The organism is Curtobacterium sp. AC273, from assembly GCF_979253735.1.
Genome location: NZ_CEEDDU010000001.1, coordinates 152,507 through 168,325 on the forward strand (window position 1 = coordinate 152,507; position 15,819 = coordinate 168,325).

General features: G+C 70.5%; 21 protein-coding genes and 2 pseudogenes. 19 read left to right on the top strand and 4 right to left on the bottom strand.

Annotated features, from left to right (window positions below; all coding sequences use genetic code 11):
• Window positions 1-79: 79 nt before the first annotated feature.
• The 8 genes and pseudogenes from ACZ8AI_RS00940 to ACZ8AI_RS00975 all read left to right on the top strand — a co-directional run bounded on the left by ACZ8AI_RS00940 (window position 80) and on the right by ACZ8AI_RS00975 (window position 7,495).
• Entirely contained in the window at window positions 80-1,786 is a 1,707-nt protein-coding gene (locus ACZ8AI_RS00940; RefSeq protein WP_464855789.1) for an ABC transporter substrate-binding protein, read from the top strand.
• On the top strand, window positions 1,783-3,168 hold the full coding sequence (locus tag ACZ8AI_RS00945) for an ABC transporter permease (RefSeq protein WP_464855791.1): 1,386 nt from the start codon (window positions 1,783-1,785) through the stop codon (window positions 3,166-3,168). Before ACZ8AI_RS00940 ends, ACZ8AI_RS00945 begins: the two co-directional genes overlap by 4 nt.
• Entirely contained in the window at window positions 3,165-3,695 is a 531-nt protein-coding gene (locus ACZ8AI_RS00950) for an ABC transporter permease (RefSeq protein WP_464855793.1), read from the top strand. The genes ACZ8AI_RS00945 and ACZ8AI_RS00950 overlap by 4 nt, the downstream gene beginning before the upstream one ends.
• A complete protein-coding gene (locus tag ACZ8AI_RS00955) occupies window positions 3,692-5,467 on the top strand; it encodes an ABC transporter ATP-binding protein (protein WP_464855795.1) in 1,776 nt (591 codons plus the stop codon). Before ACZ8AI_RS00950 ends, ACZ8AI_RS00955 begins: the two co-directional genes overlap by 4 nt.
• Window positions 5,464-5,850, top strand: coding sequence for a hypothetical protein (locus ACZ8AI_RS00960; RefSeq protein ID WP_464856402.1), 387 nt, complete (start codon window positions 5,464-5,466; stop codon window positions 5,848-5,850). The genes ACZ8AI_RS00955 and ACZ8AI_RS00960 overlap by 4 nt, the downstream gene beginning before the upstream one ends.
• Window positions 5,775-6,248 (top strand): annotated as a pseudogene (locus tag ACZ8AI_RS00965) (alpha/beta fold hydrolase); the annotation flags it as partial. The gene ACZ8AI_RS00960 and the pseudogene ACZ8AI_RS00965, both read left to right, overlap by 76 nt.
• Complete coding sequence (locus ACZ8AI_RS00970; protein ID WP_464856356.1) at window positions 6,209-6,814, top strand: family 1 glycosylhydrolase; 606 nt, start codon at window positions 6,209-6,211, stop codon at window positions 6,812-6,814. The pseudogene ACZ8AI_RS00965 and the gene ACZ8AI_RS00970, both read left to right, overlap by 40 nt.
• Before the next feature lie 63 nt (window positions 6,815-6,877).
• Entirely contained in the window at window positions 6,878-7,495 is a 618-nt protein-coding gene (locus ACZ8AI_RS00975) for a family 1 glycosylhydrolase (RefSeq protein WP_464855797.1), read from the top strand.
• Window positions 7,496-7,574: 79 nt separating this feature from the next.
• On the opposite strand, the gene ACZ8AI_RS00980 is transcribed toward ACZ8AI_RS00975, so the two are convergent.
• The gene (locus ACZ8AI_RS00980) at window positions 7,575-7,961 is read right to left on the bottom strand and encodes an ankyrin repeat domain-containing protein (RefSeq protein WP_464855799.1); all 387 of its coding nucleotides are present in this window, start codon (window positions 7,959-7,961) and stop codon (window positions 7,575-7,577) included.
• A gap of 3 nt (window positions 7,962-7,964) precedes the next feature.
• Here ACZ8AI_RS00980 and ACZ8AI_RS00985 point away from each other — a divergent pair, with 3 nt between their 5' ends.
• Window positions 7,965-8,216, top strand: a complete 252-nt coding sequence (locus ACZ8AI_RS00985; RefSeq protein WP_464855801.1) for a hypothetical protein — start codon at window positions 7,965-7,967, stop codon at window positions 8,214-8,216.
• On the top strand, window positions 8,213-8,371 hold the full coding sequence (locus ACZ8AI_RS00990; protein WP_464855803.1) for a hypothetical protein: 159 nt from the start codon (window positions 8,213-8,215) through the stop codon (window positions 8,369-8,371). Before ACZ8AI_RS00985 ends, ACZ8AI_RS00990 begins: the two co-directional genes overlap by 4 nt.
• A gap of 425 nt (window positions 8,372-8,796) precedes the next feature.
• On the opposite strand, the gene ACZ8AI_RS00995 is transcribed toward ACZ8AI_RS00990, so the two are convergent.
• Together ACZ8AI_RS00995 and ACZ8AI_RS01000 are read right to left on the bottom strand one after the other, a co-directional pair.
• Window positions 8,797-9,804 (bottom strand): acyltransferase family protein, encoded by a 1,008-nt coding sequence (locus tag ACZ8AI_RS00995; protein ID WP_464855805.1) that lies wholly within the window; start codon window positions 9,802-9,804, stop codon window positions 8,797-8,799.
• A gap of 53 nt (window positions 9,805-9,857) precedes the next feature.
• Entirely contained in the window at window positions 9,858-10,319 is a 462-nt protein-coding gene (locus tag ACZ8AI_RS01000) for a hypothetical protein (RefSeq protein WP_464855807.1), read from the bottom strand.
• Between the two features lie 32 nt (window positions 10,320-10,351).
• Here ACZ8AI_RS01000 and ACZ8AI_RS01005 point away from each other — a divergent pair, with 32 nt between their 5' ends.
• Window positions 10,352-10,609, top strand: a complete 258-nt coding sequence (locus ACZ8AI_RS01005; RefSeq protein WP_464855809.1) for a hypothetical protein — start codon at window positions 10,352-10,354, stop codon at window positions 10,607-10,609.
• Here the strand turns inward: ACZ8AI_RS01005 and ACZ8AI_RS01010 are convergent.
• On the bottom strand, window positions 10,592-11,182 hold the full coding sequence (locus ACZ8AI_RS01010) for a hypothetical protein (protein WP_464855811.1): 591 nt from the start codon (window positions 11,180-11,182) through the stop codon (window positions 10,592-10,594). The genes ACZ8AI_RS01005 and ACZ8AI_RS01010 overlap by 18 nt on opposite strands.
• Before the next feature lie 124 nt (window positions 11,183-11,306).
• On the opposite strand from ACZ8AI_RS01010, the pseudogene ACZ8AI_RS01015 reads away from it, so the two are divergent.
• From ACZ8AI_RS01015 to ACZ8AI_RS01050, 8 genes and pseudogenes are all read left to right on the top strand, one after another.
• A pseudogene (locus tag ACZ8AI_RS01015) lies at window positions 11,307-11,447 on the top strand (hypothetical protein); the annotation flags it as partial.
• A 130-nt stretch (window positions 11,448-11,577) separates the two neighbouring features.
• Window positions 11,578-12,261, top strand: a complete 684-nt coding sequence (locus ACZ8AI_RS01020; protein ID WP_464856404.1) for a YveK family protein — start codon at window positions 11,578-11,580, stop codon at window positions 12,259-12,261.
• An 80-nt stretch (window positions 12,262-12,341) separates the two neighbouring features.
• Window positions 12,342-12,974, top strand: a complete 633-nt coding sequence (locus tag ACZ8AI_RS01025; RefSeq protein ID WP_464855813.1) for a hypothetical protein — start codon at window positions 12,342-12,344, stop codon at window positions 12,972-12,974.
• Complete coding sequence (locus ACZ8AI_RS01030; protein ID WP_464855815.1) at window positions 12,952-13,278, top strand: hypothetical protein; 327 nt, start codon at window positions 12,952-12,954, stop codon at window positions 13,276-13,278. The genes ACZ8AI_RS01025 and ACZ8AI_RS01030 overlap by 23 nt, the downstream gene beginning before the upstream one ends.
• Before the next feature lie 214 nt (window positions 13,279-13,492).
• Window positions 13,493-13,636, top strand: coding sequence for a hypothetical protein (locus ACZ8AI_RS01035; protein ID WP_464855817.1), 144 nt, complete (start codon window positions 13,493-13,495; stop codon window positions 13,634-13,636).
• Between the two features lie 126 nt (window positions 13,637-13,762).
• Window positions 13,763-14,233: a hypothetical protein gene (locus ACZ8AI_RS01040; protein WP_464855819.1), complete on the top strand. Its 471-nt coding sequence runs from the start codon at window positions 13,763-13,765 to the stop codon at window positions 14,231-14,233.
• Window positions 14,184-14,402, top strand: coding sequence for a hypothetical protein (locus ACZ8AI_RS01045; protein ID WP_464855821.1), 219 nt, complete (start codon window positions 14,184-14,186; stop codon window positions 14,400-14,402). Before ACZ8AI_RS01040 ends, ACZ8AI_RS01045 begins: the two co-directional genes overlap by 50 nt.
• Window positions 14,403-14,595: 193 nt before the next feature.
• On the top strand, window positions 14,596-15,714 hold the full coding sequence (locus ACZ8AI_RS01050; RefSeq protein WP_464855823.1) for a glycosyltransferase: 1,119 nt from the start codon (window positions 14,596-14,598) through the stop codon (window positions 15,712-15,714).
• The last annotated feature ends 105 nt before the right edge of the window (window positions 15,715-15,819 follow it).

A 15,819-nucleotide genomic window follows, 5' to 3' on the forward strand; every position in this document is an offset into this window, starting at 1 on the left:
CATACATTGTCCCGGTACCCACTCGACACGGAGGTCGACCGAGCAATGACGCTTCCCCCACAGCGCACGCGCGGGCAGCTTGACCCGCACCCCGGCCACCCGCCGCGGTCGGCGCAGCCGCATCATCGCGGCGATCGCCAGCATGGCGGTCGTGGCCCTCGTGGCCACCGGCTGCAGCATCCAGGTCCGCTCCCAGCCGGACCCGAGCATCGGCAAGGACACGATGCTCATCAACGCGGACCACGGCAACCCGCTGTTCGACCGCAACTTCAACCCGTACATCGCGAACGCCCGCACGGCGTCGAAGTGGATGTACGAGCCCCTCATCGAGGTGAACCCCCTCGACGGCAAGCGCAACCCGTGGCTCGCGAGCTCGTGGTCGCAGCCCGACGCGAAGACGATCGACATGACGATCCGCAGCGGCGTCGAGTGGTCGAACGGCGACGCGTTCAGCGCGAAGGACGTCGTCTTCACCTTCGACCTGCTGAAGAAGTTCCCGGCCATGGACGTCAAGGGTGCCTGGCAGCACATCGACACGATCGAGCGGCAGGGCGACCACGTCGTCTTCCACCTGAAGAGCGACGACGTCCCGAGCCTGACGATCATCGGCCAGACGTACATCCTCGGCGAGCAGCACTGGGGCAAGGTCAAGGACCCGACCACGTGGCGCGACCCGAACCCGGTCGGCACGGGCCCGTTCGTGCTCGGCAACTACACCGACCAGCAGTACTCGATGGACAAGAACAAGCGGTACTGGCAGGCGGACAAGATCGCCATCAAGCACCTCATCCTGCCCGCGACGAACACGCAGCTCGACACCGTCACGCGCGGCTACGACTGGGCGTACTCCTTCATCTCCGACGTGCAGGGCACCTGGGGTGCTGCATCGAAGACGAACACGTACTGGTTCCCACCGGGCGGCGTGATCGGCCTCATCCCGAACCTCACGAAGGCGCCGTACAACGACGTCAACGTCCGCCGGGGCATCTCCCTCGCGCTCGACCGTGACGACATCGCCGAGACCGCGACCGAGGGCAACCTGAAGGCCGCGGCGCAGACCGGGCTGATCCTGCCGAACCAGGAGCAGTACGTGAACCCCGACATCCCGGACAAGGGCGTCATCACGCAGGACGTCTCCGCCGCGAAGGCCGCCTTCGCGAAGTCCGGCTGGGTGGAGCAGGACGGCAAGATCGTGAAGGACGGCAAGCAGCTGTCGATCACGATCACCACGGCGAACGGCTACTCCGACTGGCTCCGCGCCGCGCAGGAGGTCCGTCGCGACCTCACCGCCATCGGCGTCAAGGTCACGATCAGTGCGCCGCAGCCCGCCGGCTACCAGCAGGCCATCAACAACGGCACGTTCGACATGGCGATGGGCGGCATGGGCAACGGCGACGTCTTCCAGGCGTTCAACTCCCTGCTGAGCTCCGACTTCTACCAGCCGGTCGGCAAGTCGACGGTGAACAACTACGAGCGCTACAAGAACGCCGACACCCAGAAGCTGCTCGACGAGTACAAGGCCACCACGGACACGGCGGAGCAGCAGGAGATCCTCGACCAGCTGCAGGAGGTCGTCTACAACGACCTGCCCGTGATCGGCATGTACTACGGCGGGCTCTGGGGCCTGTTCAACACCGGCAAGTTCGTCGGGTGGCCGAGCGCGAAGGACCCATACATGGCGCCGCAGAACTACGACTCGGCACCGCTGCTGATCTTCTCGAAGCTCCGGCTCCGTGACAGCGCAGCCGGCCGGGCGATCATCACGGCCGAAGAGGACCAGAAGTGAAGTACATCCTCCAGAAACTCGTCCTCTTCGTCCTGACCCTCTGGGCCGCGGTCACGCTGAACTTCGTGCTGCCGCGCCTCATGCCGGGCAGCCCGACCGACGCCGCCCTGGCGAAGCTCAGCCAGAACGGCCCGGTCACCGACGCCACCAAGAAGGCCATCGAGGCGCAGCTCGGTGTACCGAGCGGCAACCTCTGGGACCAGTACGTCAGCTACCTGCACCAGGTCATCACGCTGGACTTCGGGACGAGCTACACGTTCTACCCGCAGCCGGTCGGTGACCTCGTCGCCCGGGCGCTGCCGTACACGCTGATCCTCGTCGGCGTCGTGACGATCCTCGCGTTCGTGCTCGGCACCCTCATCGGCGTCGGGGCGGCGTGGAAGCGCGGCACCTGGCTCGACTCGCTGCCCACCCTGTCGGGCTCGTTCATGTCGACGTTCCCGTACTTCTGGACGGCGCTCCTGCTGCTGTTCTTCCTCGGGTACGTGGCGCACTGGTTCCCGACCACGGGCGCCTACTCGGCGACGACGACGCCCGGACTGAGTGGCGCGTTCATCGGCGACGCCTCGCAGCACGCGGTCCTGCCGGCCGTCACGATCCTGGTGACGAGCCTCGGCGGCTGGATCATCGGCATGCGCAACGCGATGATCAACACGCTCGGCGACGACTACGTGACCTTCGCCGAGGCGAACGGCCTCGGGGGGCGCACCGTCGCGATCCGCTACGCGGCACGCAACGCGATCCTGCCGAACCTGACCGGCTTCGGGCTGGCGCTCGGTGGCGTGGTCGGCGGTTCCGTGCTGGTCGAGCAGGTGTTCGGCTACCCGGGCATCGGCTACCTGCTGTTCAACGCCGTGATCGGGCAGGACTACCCGCTCATGCAGGCCCTCTTCCTGATGATCACCGTGTCGGTGCTCATCGCCAACTTCATCGTGGACGTCCTCTACGGCGTCCTGGACCTCGAGGACACGACGATGAGCACAGTCGCAGTACGCACTCAAGACGCCCCCGAGCAGCAGACACCGTCCCGCTGGCGCAGCATCGGCCGCCAGCTCGGCGTCGTCTGGTCGAACACCAAGGCCCGGATCGGCATCATCATCCTCGCCGTGTTCGTCCTCATCGCGATCGCAGCCCCGCTCCTCGCGCCGTACGGCGCCAGCCAGAACGGCTTCCCCGAGGAGTCAGGACGCCACCGGCGCGCACTGGATGGGCACCACCGCCGCCGGCGAGGACGTGCTGTCCCAGATCATCTACGGCGCCCGCATCTCGGTCATGGTCGGCGCGGTCGCCGGCATCCTGTCCACGCTCGTCGCCGTCGCGATCGGCCTCCAGCTGGGGCTACGTCCGCGGCTGGATCGCCGAGGTCATCGGCTTCATCGTGAACCTCTTCCTCGTGATCCCGGGCCTGCCGCTCATGATCGTCATCGCCGCGTACCTGCAGAACGGCGGCATCGCGGTCATCATCGCGGTCATCGTCGTGACCGGCTGGGCGTGGGGCGCTCGCGTCCTGCGCAGCCAGACGCAGTCGCTCCGTGGTCGGGACTTCGTCACCGCCGCACAGTTCTCCGGTGAGGGCGCGACCCGCATCGTCTTCCGCGAGATCCTGCCCAACATGACGAGCCTCATCGTCGGGTCGTTCTTCGGTGCGGCGACGAGTGCGATCCTCGCCGAGGCGGGCCTCGAGTTCCTCGGACTCGGCGACTCGTCGATCGTCAGCTGGGGCACGATCCTCTACTGGGCGCAGAACTCGAACGCGCTGCTCACCGGCCAGTGGATCCTGCTGTTCGCCCCGGGCCTCTGCATCGCGCTCCTCGCGATGAGCCTGACCCTCATCAACTTCGGCGTCGACGCCGTGTCCAACCCGCGACTGCGCGAGGGCGCGCGTCGCAAGAAGGAGAAGACCGCATGAGCGGCTCGCGATCGCAGGCAGCAGACGGCCTGGAGGCGCGGGACGGCGCCGCCACGCGCCTCCAGGTTGCAGACGGTGACGTCCTGCTCGACGTCCGCGACCTGTCGGTCGTGTACGAATCGGCCGGTCAGACGGCCGTCCAGGCCGTCGACCACGTGTCCTTCCAGCTCAAGAAGGGCGAGTTCGTCGGCCTGGTCGGCGAGTCCGGCTCGGGCAAGTCGACCCTCGGCTACGCGCTCACCCGGCTGCAGAAGCCGCCGGCGCGCACCAACGGCGGCAACATCGTCTTCGCCGGGCACGACATCCGCGACCTCGACGACGAGGCGCTGCGGCAGCAGCGTCAGGGCGGCTTCGCGATGGTGCTGCAGTCCGGCATGAACGCGCTGAACCCGGTGCGGACCATCCGGAACCACTTCATCGACATCTTCAAGGCCCACGGCCACGTGCCGCGTGACCGCTGGGACGCCCGGATGAAGGAGCTCATCGGCAAGGTGAAGCTCCCCGTCTCGATGCTGGCGCGCTACCCCGGCGAGCTCTCCGGCGGCATGCGACAGCGGGTGTCGATCGCCCTGGCGCTCTCGCTCGAGCCGCGTCTCATGGTCTTCGACGAACCGACCACGGCGCTCGACGTCCTCGTGCAGCACGCGGTGATGGACACCATCATCGAGCTGCAGCGGACCGAGGGGTTCACCGCAGTCCTCATCAGCCACGACCTCGGCATCGTGCTCGAGGCCACCGAGCGCGTGCTCGTCATGCACGAGGGGCGCATCGTCGAGGACAACGACTCGAAGTCGATCCTGCGCGACCCGCAGGACGAGTACACGCAGATGCTGCTGTCGCACTACGCCGACCCGCGCGCCGAAGTGGTCAGCCTGCCGGGCTTCCCGGACCGCTCGCAGCGCTCGGTCTCCCGTCAGGAGACGACGTCGTCGTTCGCCACCGTCGGGTCCCGCGAGCGCTCCGCCGCGAAGAACCCGATCGTGGTGGACGACCTGGTGAAGACCTACGCCCCGCCGCGCCGCGGTGAGGACCCGGTCCGTGCGGTGCGCGACGTGTCGTTCACCCTCGAGCCCGGGCAGTCCCTCGCGCTCGTCGGACAGTCCGGGTCGGGCAAGTCGACCATCGCGAAGATGCTCACCGGCGTCGAGAAGCCGACCTCGGGCACCGTCCGGTTCGGCGACCTCGACGTGGCGCGACTCGGCCGACGCGGTCTGCGTGACCTCCGGTCCGAGGTGCAGATGGTCTTCCAGGACCCGTACGCCGCGCTCAACCCGCTGCACACGGTCGAGTACACGCTCACCCGGCCTGTCGTGAACTACACCGGCCTGACGGGGCGTGACGCCCGCCGTCGCGTCCTCGAGCTCCTCGACACCGTGGGCCTGACCCCGGTGGAGCAGTTCGCGCAGAAGCTCCCGCACCAGTTGTCCGGTGGGCAGCGGCAGCGCGTGGTCATCGCCCGCGCGCTGGCGTCCGACCCGCAGGTGATCATCGCCGACGAGCCGGTCTCGATGCTCGACGTGACCCTGCGAGCCGGCGTGCTCGCGCTGCTCGAGGACCTCCGCGAGCAGTGGGGCGTCTCGCTCCTCTACATCACGCACGACCTGCTGAGTGCCCGGCTCATCACCGACGACATCATGGTGCTGCACGACGGCGCCGTGGTGGAGCGGGGCCGCACGGCCGAGGTGCTGCAGAACCCGCAGGACCCGTACACGATCGACCTGCTCGACGCGGTGCCGAACCCGCGGCGGGCACTGGCGGAAGGACGACTGTGACCACCCTGCACGAATTCCCCCTCGTTCCCGCGTTCGGACACCTGCCGACCCCGGACGGCGTCGACGTCGTCGGCATCGACCTGCCGGTCGGCGCGGCTCACCGCCTACCGCGTCGTCCCGACCGGGGCGTCGAAGGGCACGGTGCTGATCGTCCCCGGCTACACCGGCTCGAAGGAGGACTGGCGGACCTTCCTGCCCGTCCTCCGCGACGCCGGGTGGACCGCGGTCGCGATCAGCCGCCGCGGCCAGGCCCGGTTCGGCAGCACCGACGGAACCGCGCGACTACTCGCTCGACGAAGAGGCAGCGGACGTCGTCCGGGTCGCCGCACTGCTCGACGACGGCGCCCCCGTGCACCTCATCGGGCACTCGCTCGGTGGCGTGATCGTGCGCGCGGCCGCCATCGCTTCGCCGTCCTCCTTCCGCGACGTCGTGCAGTTCTGCTCCGGGCCGTACGGCTGGCCGTACCGCAAGGTCACCGAGCTGACGATCATGCGCGACACCGGCGGGAACAACCGGCAGCTGTTCGACTCGACCAACCCGCTCTGGGCGTACCGGCCGGACGAGGAGCTGCCCGACGACGTCCGGATGGTCCGCGATCGCTTCGACGCGACGAGCCCGCTCAGCGTCATCGCCGGAGCGCACATCCTCGAGGACCACACCGACGCGTCCGACGAGCTCCGCGCCACCGGCCTGCCGGTCCTCGTCACGCACGGGGAGTGGGACGCGGCCTGGCCGATCCCGTGGCAGCGCGAGATGGCCGAGCGCACCGGGGCCTCGTACGAGGTCATCCCGACGAGCTACCACGGCCCCCAGGTCGAGAACCCGCAGGCGACGGTCGAGGTCTTCGACGCGTTCTTGTCCGCCCACCGAAAGGCACCATCATCAGCACACTGCAGTTCCCCGACGGCTTCCTCTGGGGTGCCGCCACCGCCGCCCACCAGATCGAGGGCAACAACGTCAACTCGAACTGGTGGGTGCACGAGCACGAGCCGGACACGACGATCGTCGAACCCTCCGGCGACGCCGCGGACAGCTACCACCGGTACCGCGAGGACATCCGCATCGCCGCCGAGCTCGGCCTGAACTCGTACCGCTTCAGCATCGAGTGGGCCCGCATCGAGCCGGAGCGCGGGTTCGTCAGCCGTGCCGAGGTCGACCACTACCGCCGCATGGTTGACGCCTGCCACGAGTTCGGCATCGAGCCGATCGTCACGCTCATGCACTTCACCGTGCCGCGATGGTTCGAACGCGACGGCTTCTGGCGGGCACCCGACGCCGCCGACCTGTTCGCCCGGTACACCGAGGCTGCGCTCCCCGTGGTGCAGGACGGCGTCCGCTACGTCTAGAAGGGGGTTGAATGTGTGGGATGAAATGGGTTGTGTACGATCAACGAACTGAACATCGCGGCGATGCTCGCGGGCGGCGAGGACGCGGCGAACCTGGTGGCGTACGGGCTGCCGAACCCGGACCTCGGCGTGGCCGACGCCCTGCTGGCCAGCCACAAGCGGTCGCGCGAGGTCCTGTCACAGGTGTCGGGCCTCCAGTCCGGGTGGACGATCGCGACCCAGGCCTTCAAGTCGACCGGCGAGCCCGGCGCCGACGCGATGCTCCGCGAGTACGGGTACCCGCGCGACGACTGGTACCTCGAGAACGCCGCCGGCGACGACTTCCTCGGTGTGCAGGCCTACACCCGGACCTTCATCGGGCCGGACGGGCCCCTGCCGGTCGCCGACGACGTCGAGACGACCCTGACCGGCTGGGAGTTCTACCCCGAGGCCTCCGCCGACGGACTCCGCAGCGCGTGGGAGCTCTCCGGCGGCGTCCCGCTGATGATCACCGAGAACGGCATCGCCACCGCGGACGACACTCGTCGGCAGGCGTACACGCAGGGCGCCCTCGAGGGCATCCACCGCTGCATCGAGGACGGCATCGAGGTCCTCGGGTACCAGCACTGGTCGCTGCTCGACAACTACGAGTGGGCGTCGGGCTTCCGTCCGACGTTCGGGCTCGTGTCGTGGACCCGGTGACGTTCGAGCGCACGCCGAAGCCGTCCGCGCACTGGTACGGCGGCGTCGCGCGGGCGAACGCCCTCGACACCGCCGGGGCTCAGCTCCCCCGCGGTACTGCGTCAACTGCTCCGCGACGGCTCCGTCGCGGAGCAGTTCCGCGCGGTCGGTCGCGGTCGATCCACTCGTCGTCCGCGGCGGACACGTCGACGTCGAGGGTGAGCGCGACCCGCACCGTGTCGACGTCGCCGGAGTCGACCGCCGCGATCAGCAGCGTCGCGCCGCGCGACCCGCGTGCCCTGGTGTCCGCACCCGCTTCGGCGAGGGCGCGCACGATCGCCGCGTGGCCGCCCCACGCCGCGCGGACGATCGGGGTGTTGCCGTCGCTGTCACGCGCCTCCAGGTCCGCACCCGCACCGAGCAGGACAGCGAGGGCGCGTCGCGCGTCGCGGTCGATCGCCAGCGTCAGGGGCGTCCGTCCGTCCACGTCGTGGAGCTCGAGGACGCCCTCGGCGGACGAGTTCCTCGAGCATCTCTGGGCGGTCGAACCAGGCGGCGGCGTGCAGCGGGGCGAACCCCACCGTGGGTCGAGGTCGTCGACGTCGCTGGCGTCGTCGGCCAGGTGCAGGCCGCCCAGGTCGCCGTACGCGGCGGCCTCGGACCACCTCGTCGGCCCACTCCACCCAGCCGTCCGGCACGGGGCCGTGCCAGCCGCGGGGCGGGCGCGCGTCGAGCGTGGTGAAGGAGTCCTCGTCGACGCTCCGGACCTCGACGCTGACGTCCGTGAAGCGGATCGTGACCTCGCCGACGGGGGAGACCAGCAGCCGGAGCTCCCAGCCGTCGACCGGCGTGTTCGACCTCGCCCCGCAGGACGTGGGCGTCGCCAGCGAGCAGTGACCCGGGGTCGATCGAGGCGGGGTCGAGTACGGCGTCGGCGAAGCGGAGGCTCACGCGTGCGTGGTTCCACCGCCGCCAGAGGCCCTCCGGGGTGTCGAGCCTCGTCGTTCCGCACCACGACCTGCGCGTGCAGGACCACCGGGTCGGGTTCGCCGTGGTCGGGAAGCGCTGCGGTGTCGTCACTCGGCTCCGAGGCGTGGCGTCTGCTGGCCTCGACGCGCCACGTGGCGATGCGCGAGTCCGTCCACCGGACGGTCGCGAGGGCGGCGATCCACGGGGAGCGTCCTCGAGCAGTCGGGTGAGGTGTTCCGTGTGTCCCTCGAAGTCCTCGAGGGACACGTAGCCCACCGAGGGCCAGTTCACTCGACTCCACCGCACGGGTCGACCCTACCGGGCAGGAGCCCGCCGTCCGCCGGGCGAGCGGTTCAGGTCCGGAGCAACGGGCGGTCCACCGCGAACCACACGACGACGGCGGCACCGACCGCCACCGAGCCGGCGACGACCGCGACGAGGGCGGCCGTGACGGGGGAGACGCCGTCGACGACGAAGCCGACCGCAGCCACGGTGACCGGCGCGATCACCGGGTGGGTGAGGTAGAGCGCGTAGGAGGCGTCGCCGAGGGTGACCACCGCCGGACCGATGACACGGCGCAGCGCGGGTTCCGCCGCGATGACCACGCCGATCGTCGTCGCGGCGATCGGCAGAGTACCAGCGGTCGACGGGCTCGCCCCCGAGCGAACCGACCACCGCGGAGAACGCGACGAGCGCACCCAGCCGTGCCAGCGCGGTGCCCGTGCGACGGTCGGCCGCCCAGTGCGCCACCACCATGCCGGCGAGGAAGCAGAGCACGATCGGGTCGGCGTAGAACTGCCACGCGGGGTGGTCGTCCGGTCGAACACCGAGGCGACGGCGAGTGCGCCGAGCGCCACCGTGGCGACGACGGACGGCGACCGTCGGCACAGCAGCGCGATCGTGATGACCAGGTAGAACGCCAACTCGAACACGAGCGTCCACTCGACCGTGTAGAGCGGTTGCACGATGCCGTCCTCACCGCGTGCCGGCAGGAAGAGGAACGACGCCGCGACGTAGCCCGGGTCGAGGGTCGCGCGTTGGAGTTCACCGGGGGCGAGCAGTGCCGTCCCGAGCTTCAGCGCCGTGAGCAGCCAGGCGAGCGGGACGATCCGGACCAGGCGGCGTCGCAGGAAGTCCTGCCACGTCGGCGTCGGGCTGCGGCTCGTCACCAGGACCGCGACGAACCCGCCGATCGCGAAGAACACCGCGACGCCGATCTGACCGGTCGGGACGACCGGCAGGTCGACGCCCAGCCGATCGGCGACGTACGTCGGCACGTGGAACGCCACGACGAGCAGCGCCGCGACGAACCGGAGTGCCTGGACGCCGAGGAAGGTGCCGGCCGCGTGCGTGGTGTGCATGCGGCTCAGCGAACCGCACGATCCCCCGGATCACGGAGTTCTCCACATGCATGTCAGGCGTGATGGACAACTTCGCGTTCCCCGAGCGGGCCGGGCGCCTTCGTGACCTCGCGCATCACCACGCAGCCGCTCACGAGCAGCCAGAGCATCGGCGTCGACAGGTCCGGGGTGGCGACCGACTTGGCGACGAGGAGAGCGAGGAGCCCGACCATCGCGGGCACCGTCGCCCGTGCACGGGCAGCGTCCCGCACGAGCGCGAGCACCGCGAGGACGAACAGGACCACGCCGGCGGCGCCGACCGTGGCGAGCAGCGAGACCGCGAACGACGACGAACGGTTCGATCCCAGTCCCGCTCCGAACCCCCAGGTGTCGGTGAAGACGTGCAGTCCGATGGCATCGGCGGCCGATCGCGAGTCGAAGGACTGGCTGCCGAGCTTGTCGCGGACGAGGTCGGCGATCGGGGCCGTTGAGGGTCTCGCCGCCGGCCAGGACGACGCACGCGATGCCGATGGCACCGAGGACGAACCACGGCACGTGGCGTCCTCCGTTGAGCAGGAACCGGACGACGGCGACGAGCGCGGCCGTCCCGATCGCGATCCCGCTGGCGACCACCGCCGTGCCGGATGCCGACGCCAGCAGCGCGACCGCCGCGAACACCGCCAGCCAGATGCGGACGGTCCGCCGGCGACCGCTCGACGTCACCGCGCCGGCGATCGCGAGTGCGGCCACGGCCAGCGCGAACGATGCCAGCTCGCTCGGCTCCGAGAACACGCCGCGCCACCGCCCGTCACCGCCCGAGCTGTAGTCGACGCCGAGCGTGTCGAACACACCGCCGAAGACGTCGAGCCCGAGCATCGTGAGCACCGAGCGGACGACGCTCAGGCCGATGCCCGTCCACGCAGCCACGACCAGGGCCGTGCGCGCCGTGCCGGTCCGCGCCAGGAACACGACGGCCACGAGCGCGCTGCACAGGTAGGCGGGCTGCACGAGGTTGCTGATCGAGTAGGCCAGCGCGGACGGTGCACCCACCTGTTCGTCGATGCCGAGGCGCGGCTAACAGCACCGGGATGCCGTCGAACGCCCACGGTGCCAACCCGGTGACGGCAACGGACCAGACCGCGAACGCGACGAGGAACGAGACCGCGACGGGTGCCCGCCACCGGCGCTGCCCGGGAGCCGGGGCCGCCCCCGCGACCACGGCCGTGACCGCGAGCAGTGCGACGCAGGTGAAGACGGGGACGGCCAGTCCGCCGACGAGGACCCCGGCGGATGCCGGAACGCCGGCGCCGAAGCCCAGGGCGACCGCGACGAAGACCGGTCGGCGGGTGAGCAGGCCGTACCCGGCACAGGCCAGCGCCAGCAACCCCAGGAGCGTCATGCTTCTCTCTCAACCGATATGAAAAGATGGTACGCTATATTTCACACGTCAACAACCCGGAGGTACGATGACGCTCACGCAGTTCTTCGCCGTGATCCGGCGACGCCGATGGTGGGTCGCCGCCATGACGCTGCTCGGCGTCTCCGCAGCGGTCGCGATCTCGCTCGTGCAGACGCCGATGTACCGTGCCGAGACGTCCGTGTTCGTCTCGGTCAGCGGCAGCTCGACCGTCAACGACCTGAGCCAGGGCGGGACGTTCTCGGAAGCGCGGGTCGCCTCGTACGCGCAGCTCGCGACGAGTCCGAGTGTCCTGCGGGCCGCCGCCCGGGCAGCGCACGTCGACGACTCCGTCACGGAACTGCAGCGGTCGGCCCGCGACCCCGACCGCCGACACCGTGATCCTCGCGATCACCGCCACCCAGGCCGACCGCACCGCCGCCGCCGCGCTCGCCGACGCCGTCGCGAAGACGATGATCTCGGTCGTCGGCGGCATCGAGCGCACCGACGAAGCCGGGGACACGCTCGTCAAGCTCAGCGTCTTCCAGAAGGCATCCGTCCCTGCTGCACCGGTGACGCCTCGCGTGCCGGTGAACGTCGCGCTCGGGCTCCTCGGCGGACTCGGGATCGGGATCGCCGCAGCGCTGATCCGCCAGACGGTCGACACGAAGATCCGCTCCGTCGAGGAGCTGCAGGCGCTCACCGACGCCACCGTCCTCGCGGAGATCCCGGTCGACGAGGACATGCAGCAGTCGCCGCTGATCGCACCCGACAACGGCTACTCGGTGCGTGCCGAGGCATTCCGGCAGCTCCGCACGCACCTCACCTTCACGAACATCGAAGGCGGGTCGCAGACGGTCGTGGTCACGAGTGCGCGTGCCGGGCGAGGGCAAGCCGTCGACCGCCGTGGAACCTCGCGCCGGAGCTGCTCGCGCAGAACGAGCATCGTGTCCCGTGCTCCTCGACGCCGACATGCGACGACCGTCCACGAGCGACACCCTCGGGATCGAGAGCCGTGGCTGGCTGTCGACGGTCCTCACCCACCAGGTCGAGCTCGAGGACGCGATCCAGGTCGTCGGTGACCACGGGCTCCACGTGCTCTCCGCCGGCCGGGTCCCGCCGAACCTGAGCGAACTCCTCGGCCTCGCGCGGCATGGCGCTGATGATGGAGACCGTCGCCGTCGACTACGACTACGTCATCATCGACGCGCCGCCGGTCCTGCCGGTGACGGACCTCGACCGTGCTGGCAAGGACACGCGTCCGGCGTGCTCTTCGTCAGCCCCGTCGACGGCCAGTGTGACCAACGGCGAGGTGCAGCACGCGTTCGAGACCCTGCATGCCCTCGACCTCCGGGTGCTCGGCGTCGTCGCGAATCAGGGTCACCGCGCAGCGCCGCCCGTCGATGTACTACGCGCACGAGCAGAAGACCCCGGCCAGCGAGAGTCCGCGCCGCGCGTCGCCGAGCCTCGGAAGGCGGGTCCGCCGCACGAGCACGATGCCTCTCGACCGTGCTCTTCGTCTGCGAGGGGAACGCCTCGCCGCCTCGCCGTGCGCCATGGTGGCGTTCCGCGAACGCTGGCGGGCGAGCGGGGCTCCCCGTCCCTCCATGTCACGAGCGCAGGAGCCGCACCGCTCCGGTCGGTGCGAGCGCGCACGCACTCCTCCGTCCCCTTCGTCCCGCATCCGGTCGGTGCCGACGAGCTCGAACAGCACCGCGCCCGTCACCGGATCACCGCCCGCCCTCCCTCCGTGCGCAAGACCGTCGTCGACGATGGAACGGTCGCACCGCGCTGATGTGCTCGACGCCGCGCCGAACCTCGCTCCGCCGTACCTTCACCCTCGTCGAGCTCGAACGCTTGGCCCGTGCCGTCCTGGCCGAGGGGACACTTCGCCCGGGGCCGACCTGCAGCAGGTGATCGCGCGGCACCGCCTGCGGATGAGCACCGGCAGCGCAGTGGACGACGTCGCCGACCCCGTCGTCGGTGGCCCCGAGGACTTCCGCTCGATGGTCGAACGCATCGACGACGCACTGTCGGTCATCGTGCCCGTCCTCGTCGACCTGACCACCCCTGACGCTGCACCCGGAGGCACCCGATGACCACGAAGGCCTCATCGTCCACGAGTGGATCGAGCGCATCGGTGGCGCCGAGCGGGTCGTCGACGCGTTCGCCGCGCTCCACCCGGAGGCCGATCTCTTCTGCCTCTGGAACGACCACCCCGACCGCTACCGCGACGGGCGGGTCCACGAGAGCCGGCTCGCGCGGACGCCGCTCCGCGGGCGGAAGGCCGCGTCACTGCCGGTGATGCCCGCCGTGTGGCGTCACGACATCGCGCGTGTCGGCACGTACGACTGGGCACTCGTCAGTTCGCACCTGTTCGCGCACCACGCCCGGGTGAAGGGTGTCGCACCCGAGCGACAGTTCACCTACGCCTACACGCCGGCACGGTACCTCTGACCCCCGAGCTCGACGAGCGCGGCCAGTCGGCAGCCGTGCGAGCCGTCGCACTGTTCTTCCGGGGGGGGGGGGGGGGGGGGCGGCATCGACCGTCGCAACGCCGCCGGCCTGCGGAACCTGGCGGTGGTGAGCGAGTTCGTCCGCGAGCGCGTCGCGCGCACCTGGGGCGTCGACTCCGCCGTCATCGCTCCCCCGGTCGACGTCGAGCGGGTCCGGACCGCGGTCCGTGAGGTCGATGCGCTCGACACCCGCGACCGGCACCTCCTCGAGTCCATGCCGGACGGGTTCGTGCTCAGCGCGTCGAGGTTCGTGCCGTACAAGCGCCTCGAGGTCGCCATCGCGGCAGGCGAGGCCTCCGGTCGCCCGGTCGTCATCGCCGGATCCGGCCCGGACGAGGCTCGGCTCCGAGCGCTGGCGGTCGAGTCCTCGGCCGACGTGCGGATCGTCATCGCGCCGTCCGACGCGCTCCTCGCCTGCCTGCTCGAGCGCGCCAGCGTCTTCGTCTTCCCGGCGGTCGAGGAGCTTCTGGATCATCCCCGTCGAGGCGATGGCCGTCGGCACGCCGGTGCTCGTCGCGGACACCGGTGGCACCCGTGAGACGGTGACCGAACGGGCGGGTGTGCGGCTCCCCGACTTCGAACCGTCCACCCTCCGCGCGGCGGTGGACACCGCTGCCCGCCTCGACCCGGATCACTGTCGAGCGGGCGCGGACGTCTTCGCGCCGGCACGCTTCGACACCGAGGTGTCGGCGTGGATGTCGCTGTGACGAGCACGAACGGCACCACCGGCCGGGTGCCGGTCGTCGCGTTCGTCACGCACTCCGCGAAGATGTCCGGCGGCGAGATCTTCCTGCTGCGGGTCACCAGCGCGATGCAGCGCGTCCTGGCCGCTGGTGGTGCTCGGCGAGCACGGCCCGCTCGAACAGGCCCTCGCGGACCTCGGAGTCGACTGCGATGGTGGTGCCGCTCGCCACGGCCGTGCAGCAGCACACCGCGACGACCGGAGCAGGAAGGGCAGCGCTCGGTAAGGTCGCCAGCGTCGTCGCCGTCGCTCGCCGGCTCGCACGGCTGTTCTCCGATCGCGGGGTGGACGTCGTCGCGACGCACTCCGCGAAGGCGCACGTCTACGGTGCGCTCGCCGGTCGCCTCGCACGTCTCCCGGTCAGCGCGCACCTCCACGGGGTGATCGGCACCGCGGACGTCCGCCGCGGCAACGCGCTGTTCCTGCGGGCGGTCGTGCGGCTCCTGCCGCACCGCGTGATCGCGAACTCCCGTGCGACGGCGACTCCGTCGGTGGTCGTCGTGGTCGCGACGCGATCGTCATCGGCTGTCCGGTCACCCTCCCGGAGACCGTCCTCCCGGCCCCGTCGTGCCCCGTGTTCACCGTCGTCGGACGACTCTCCGCGTTCAAGGGTCAGGACGTCGCCGTCCGCGCCTTCGCACGTGGCCCGGCAGCGCGGTCTCGATCCGAACGCTCGTCTGCGGCTCGTCGGCGGTGCGCTCTTCGATCGTGACGTCGCGTTCGCCGCGTCCCTGCGGGAACTCGTCGACGCCCTCGGCCTCGGCGCGGCCGTGGTCTTCGTCGGGCACGTCGACGACGCCGCGGCCGAGTTCGACCGCTGCACGGTCGCGGTGCACGCCAGCGTGCTGCCCGAGGGCTTCGGACAGGTCGTGATCGAGGCGATGGTTGCCGGCCGCCCCGTCATCGCGAGCGACGCCGGCGGGCCCGGGGAGATCATCGAGCACGGAGTCGACGGACTGCTCGTCCCCGCTGGGGACGTCGATGCGATGGCCACCGAGATGCTGCGCCTCGCCGCCGACCCCGTCGAGCGCAGCAGGATGGCGATCGCCGCGCGTCGCACCGCCGCGCGGTACGACCTCGGCCGGATCGTCGCCGACGTCGAGACGGCGCTGGTCGGGCAGATGCGACCACGGACTGGAGGCGCGGTGCGGTTCCCGACTCGCACCGCGCCTCCAGTCCGTCGTCGCGTCCGGAGCGTCGTTCAGTCCTGGGGGACCGGTACCGTCGCGACGGCGCGACGAGCCGGGACGACAGCGCGCAGACGCAGGAGCAGGTGACGCGTCGACGGGAACGCGGCGAGGCCCGCGAGCCACACGACCGCGGAAGCGCCGCCGGCGACCACCACGGTGAGCAGCGGTGACGTGCTGGCGACGGCCTGGACG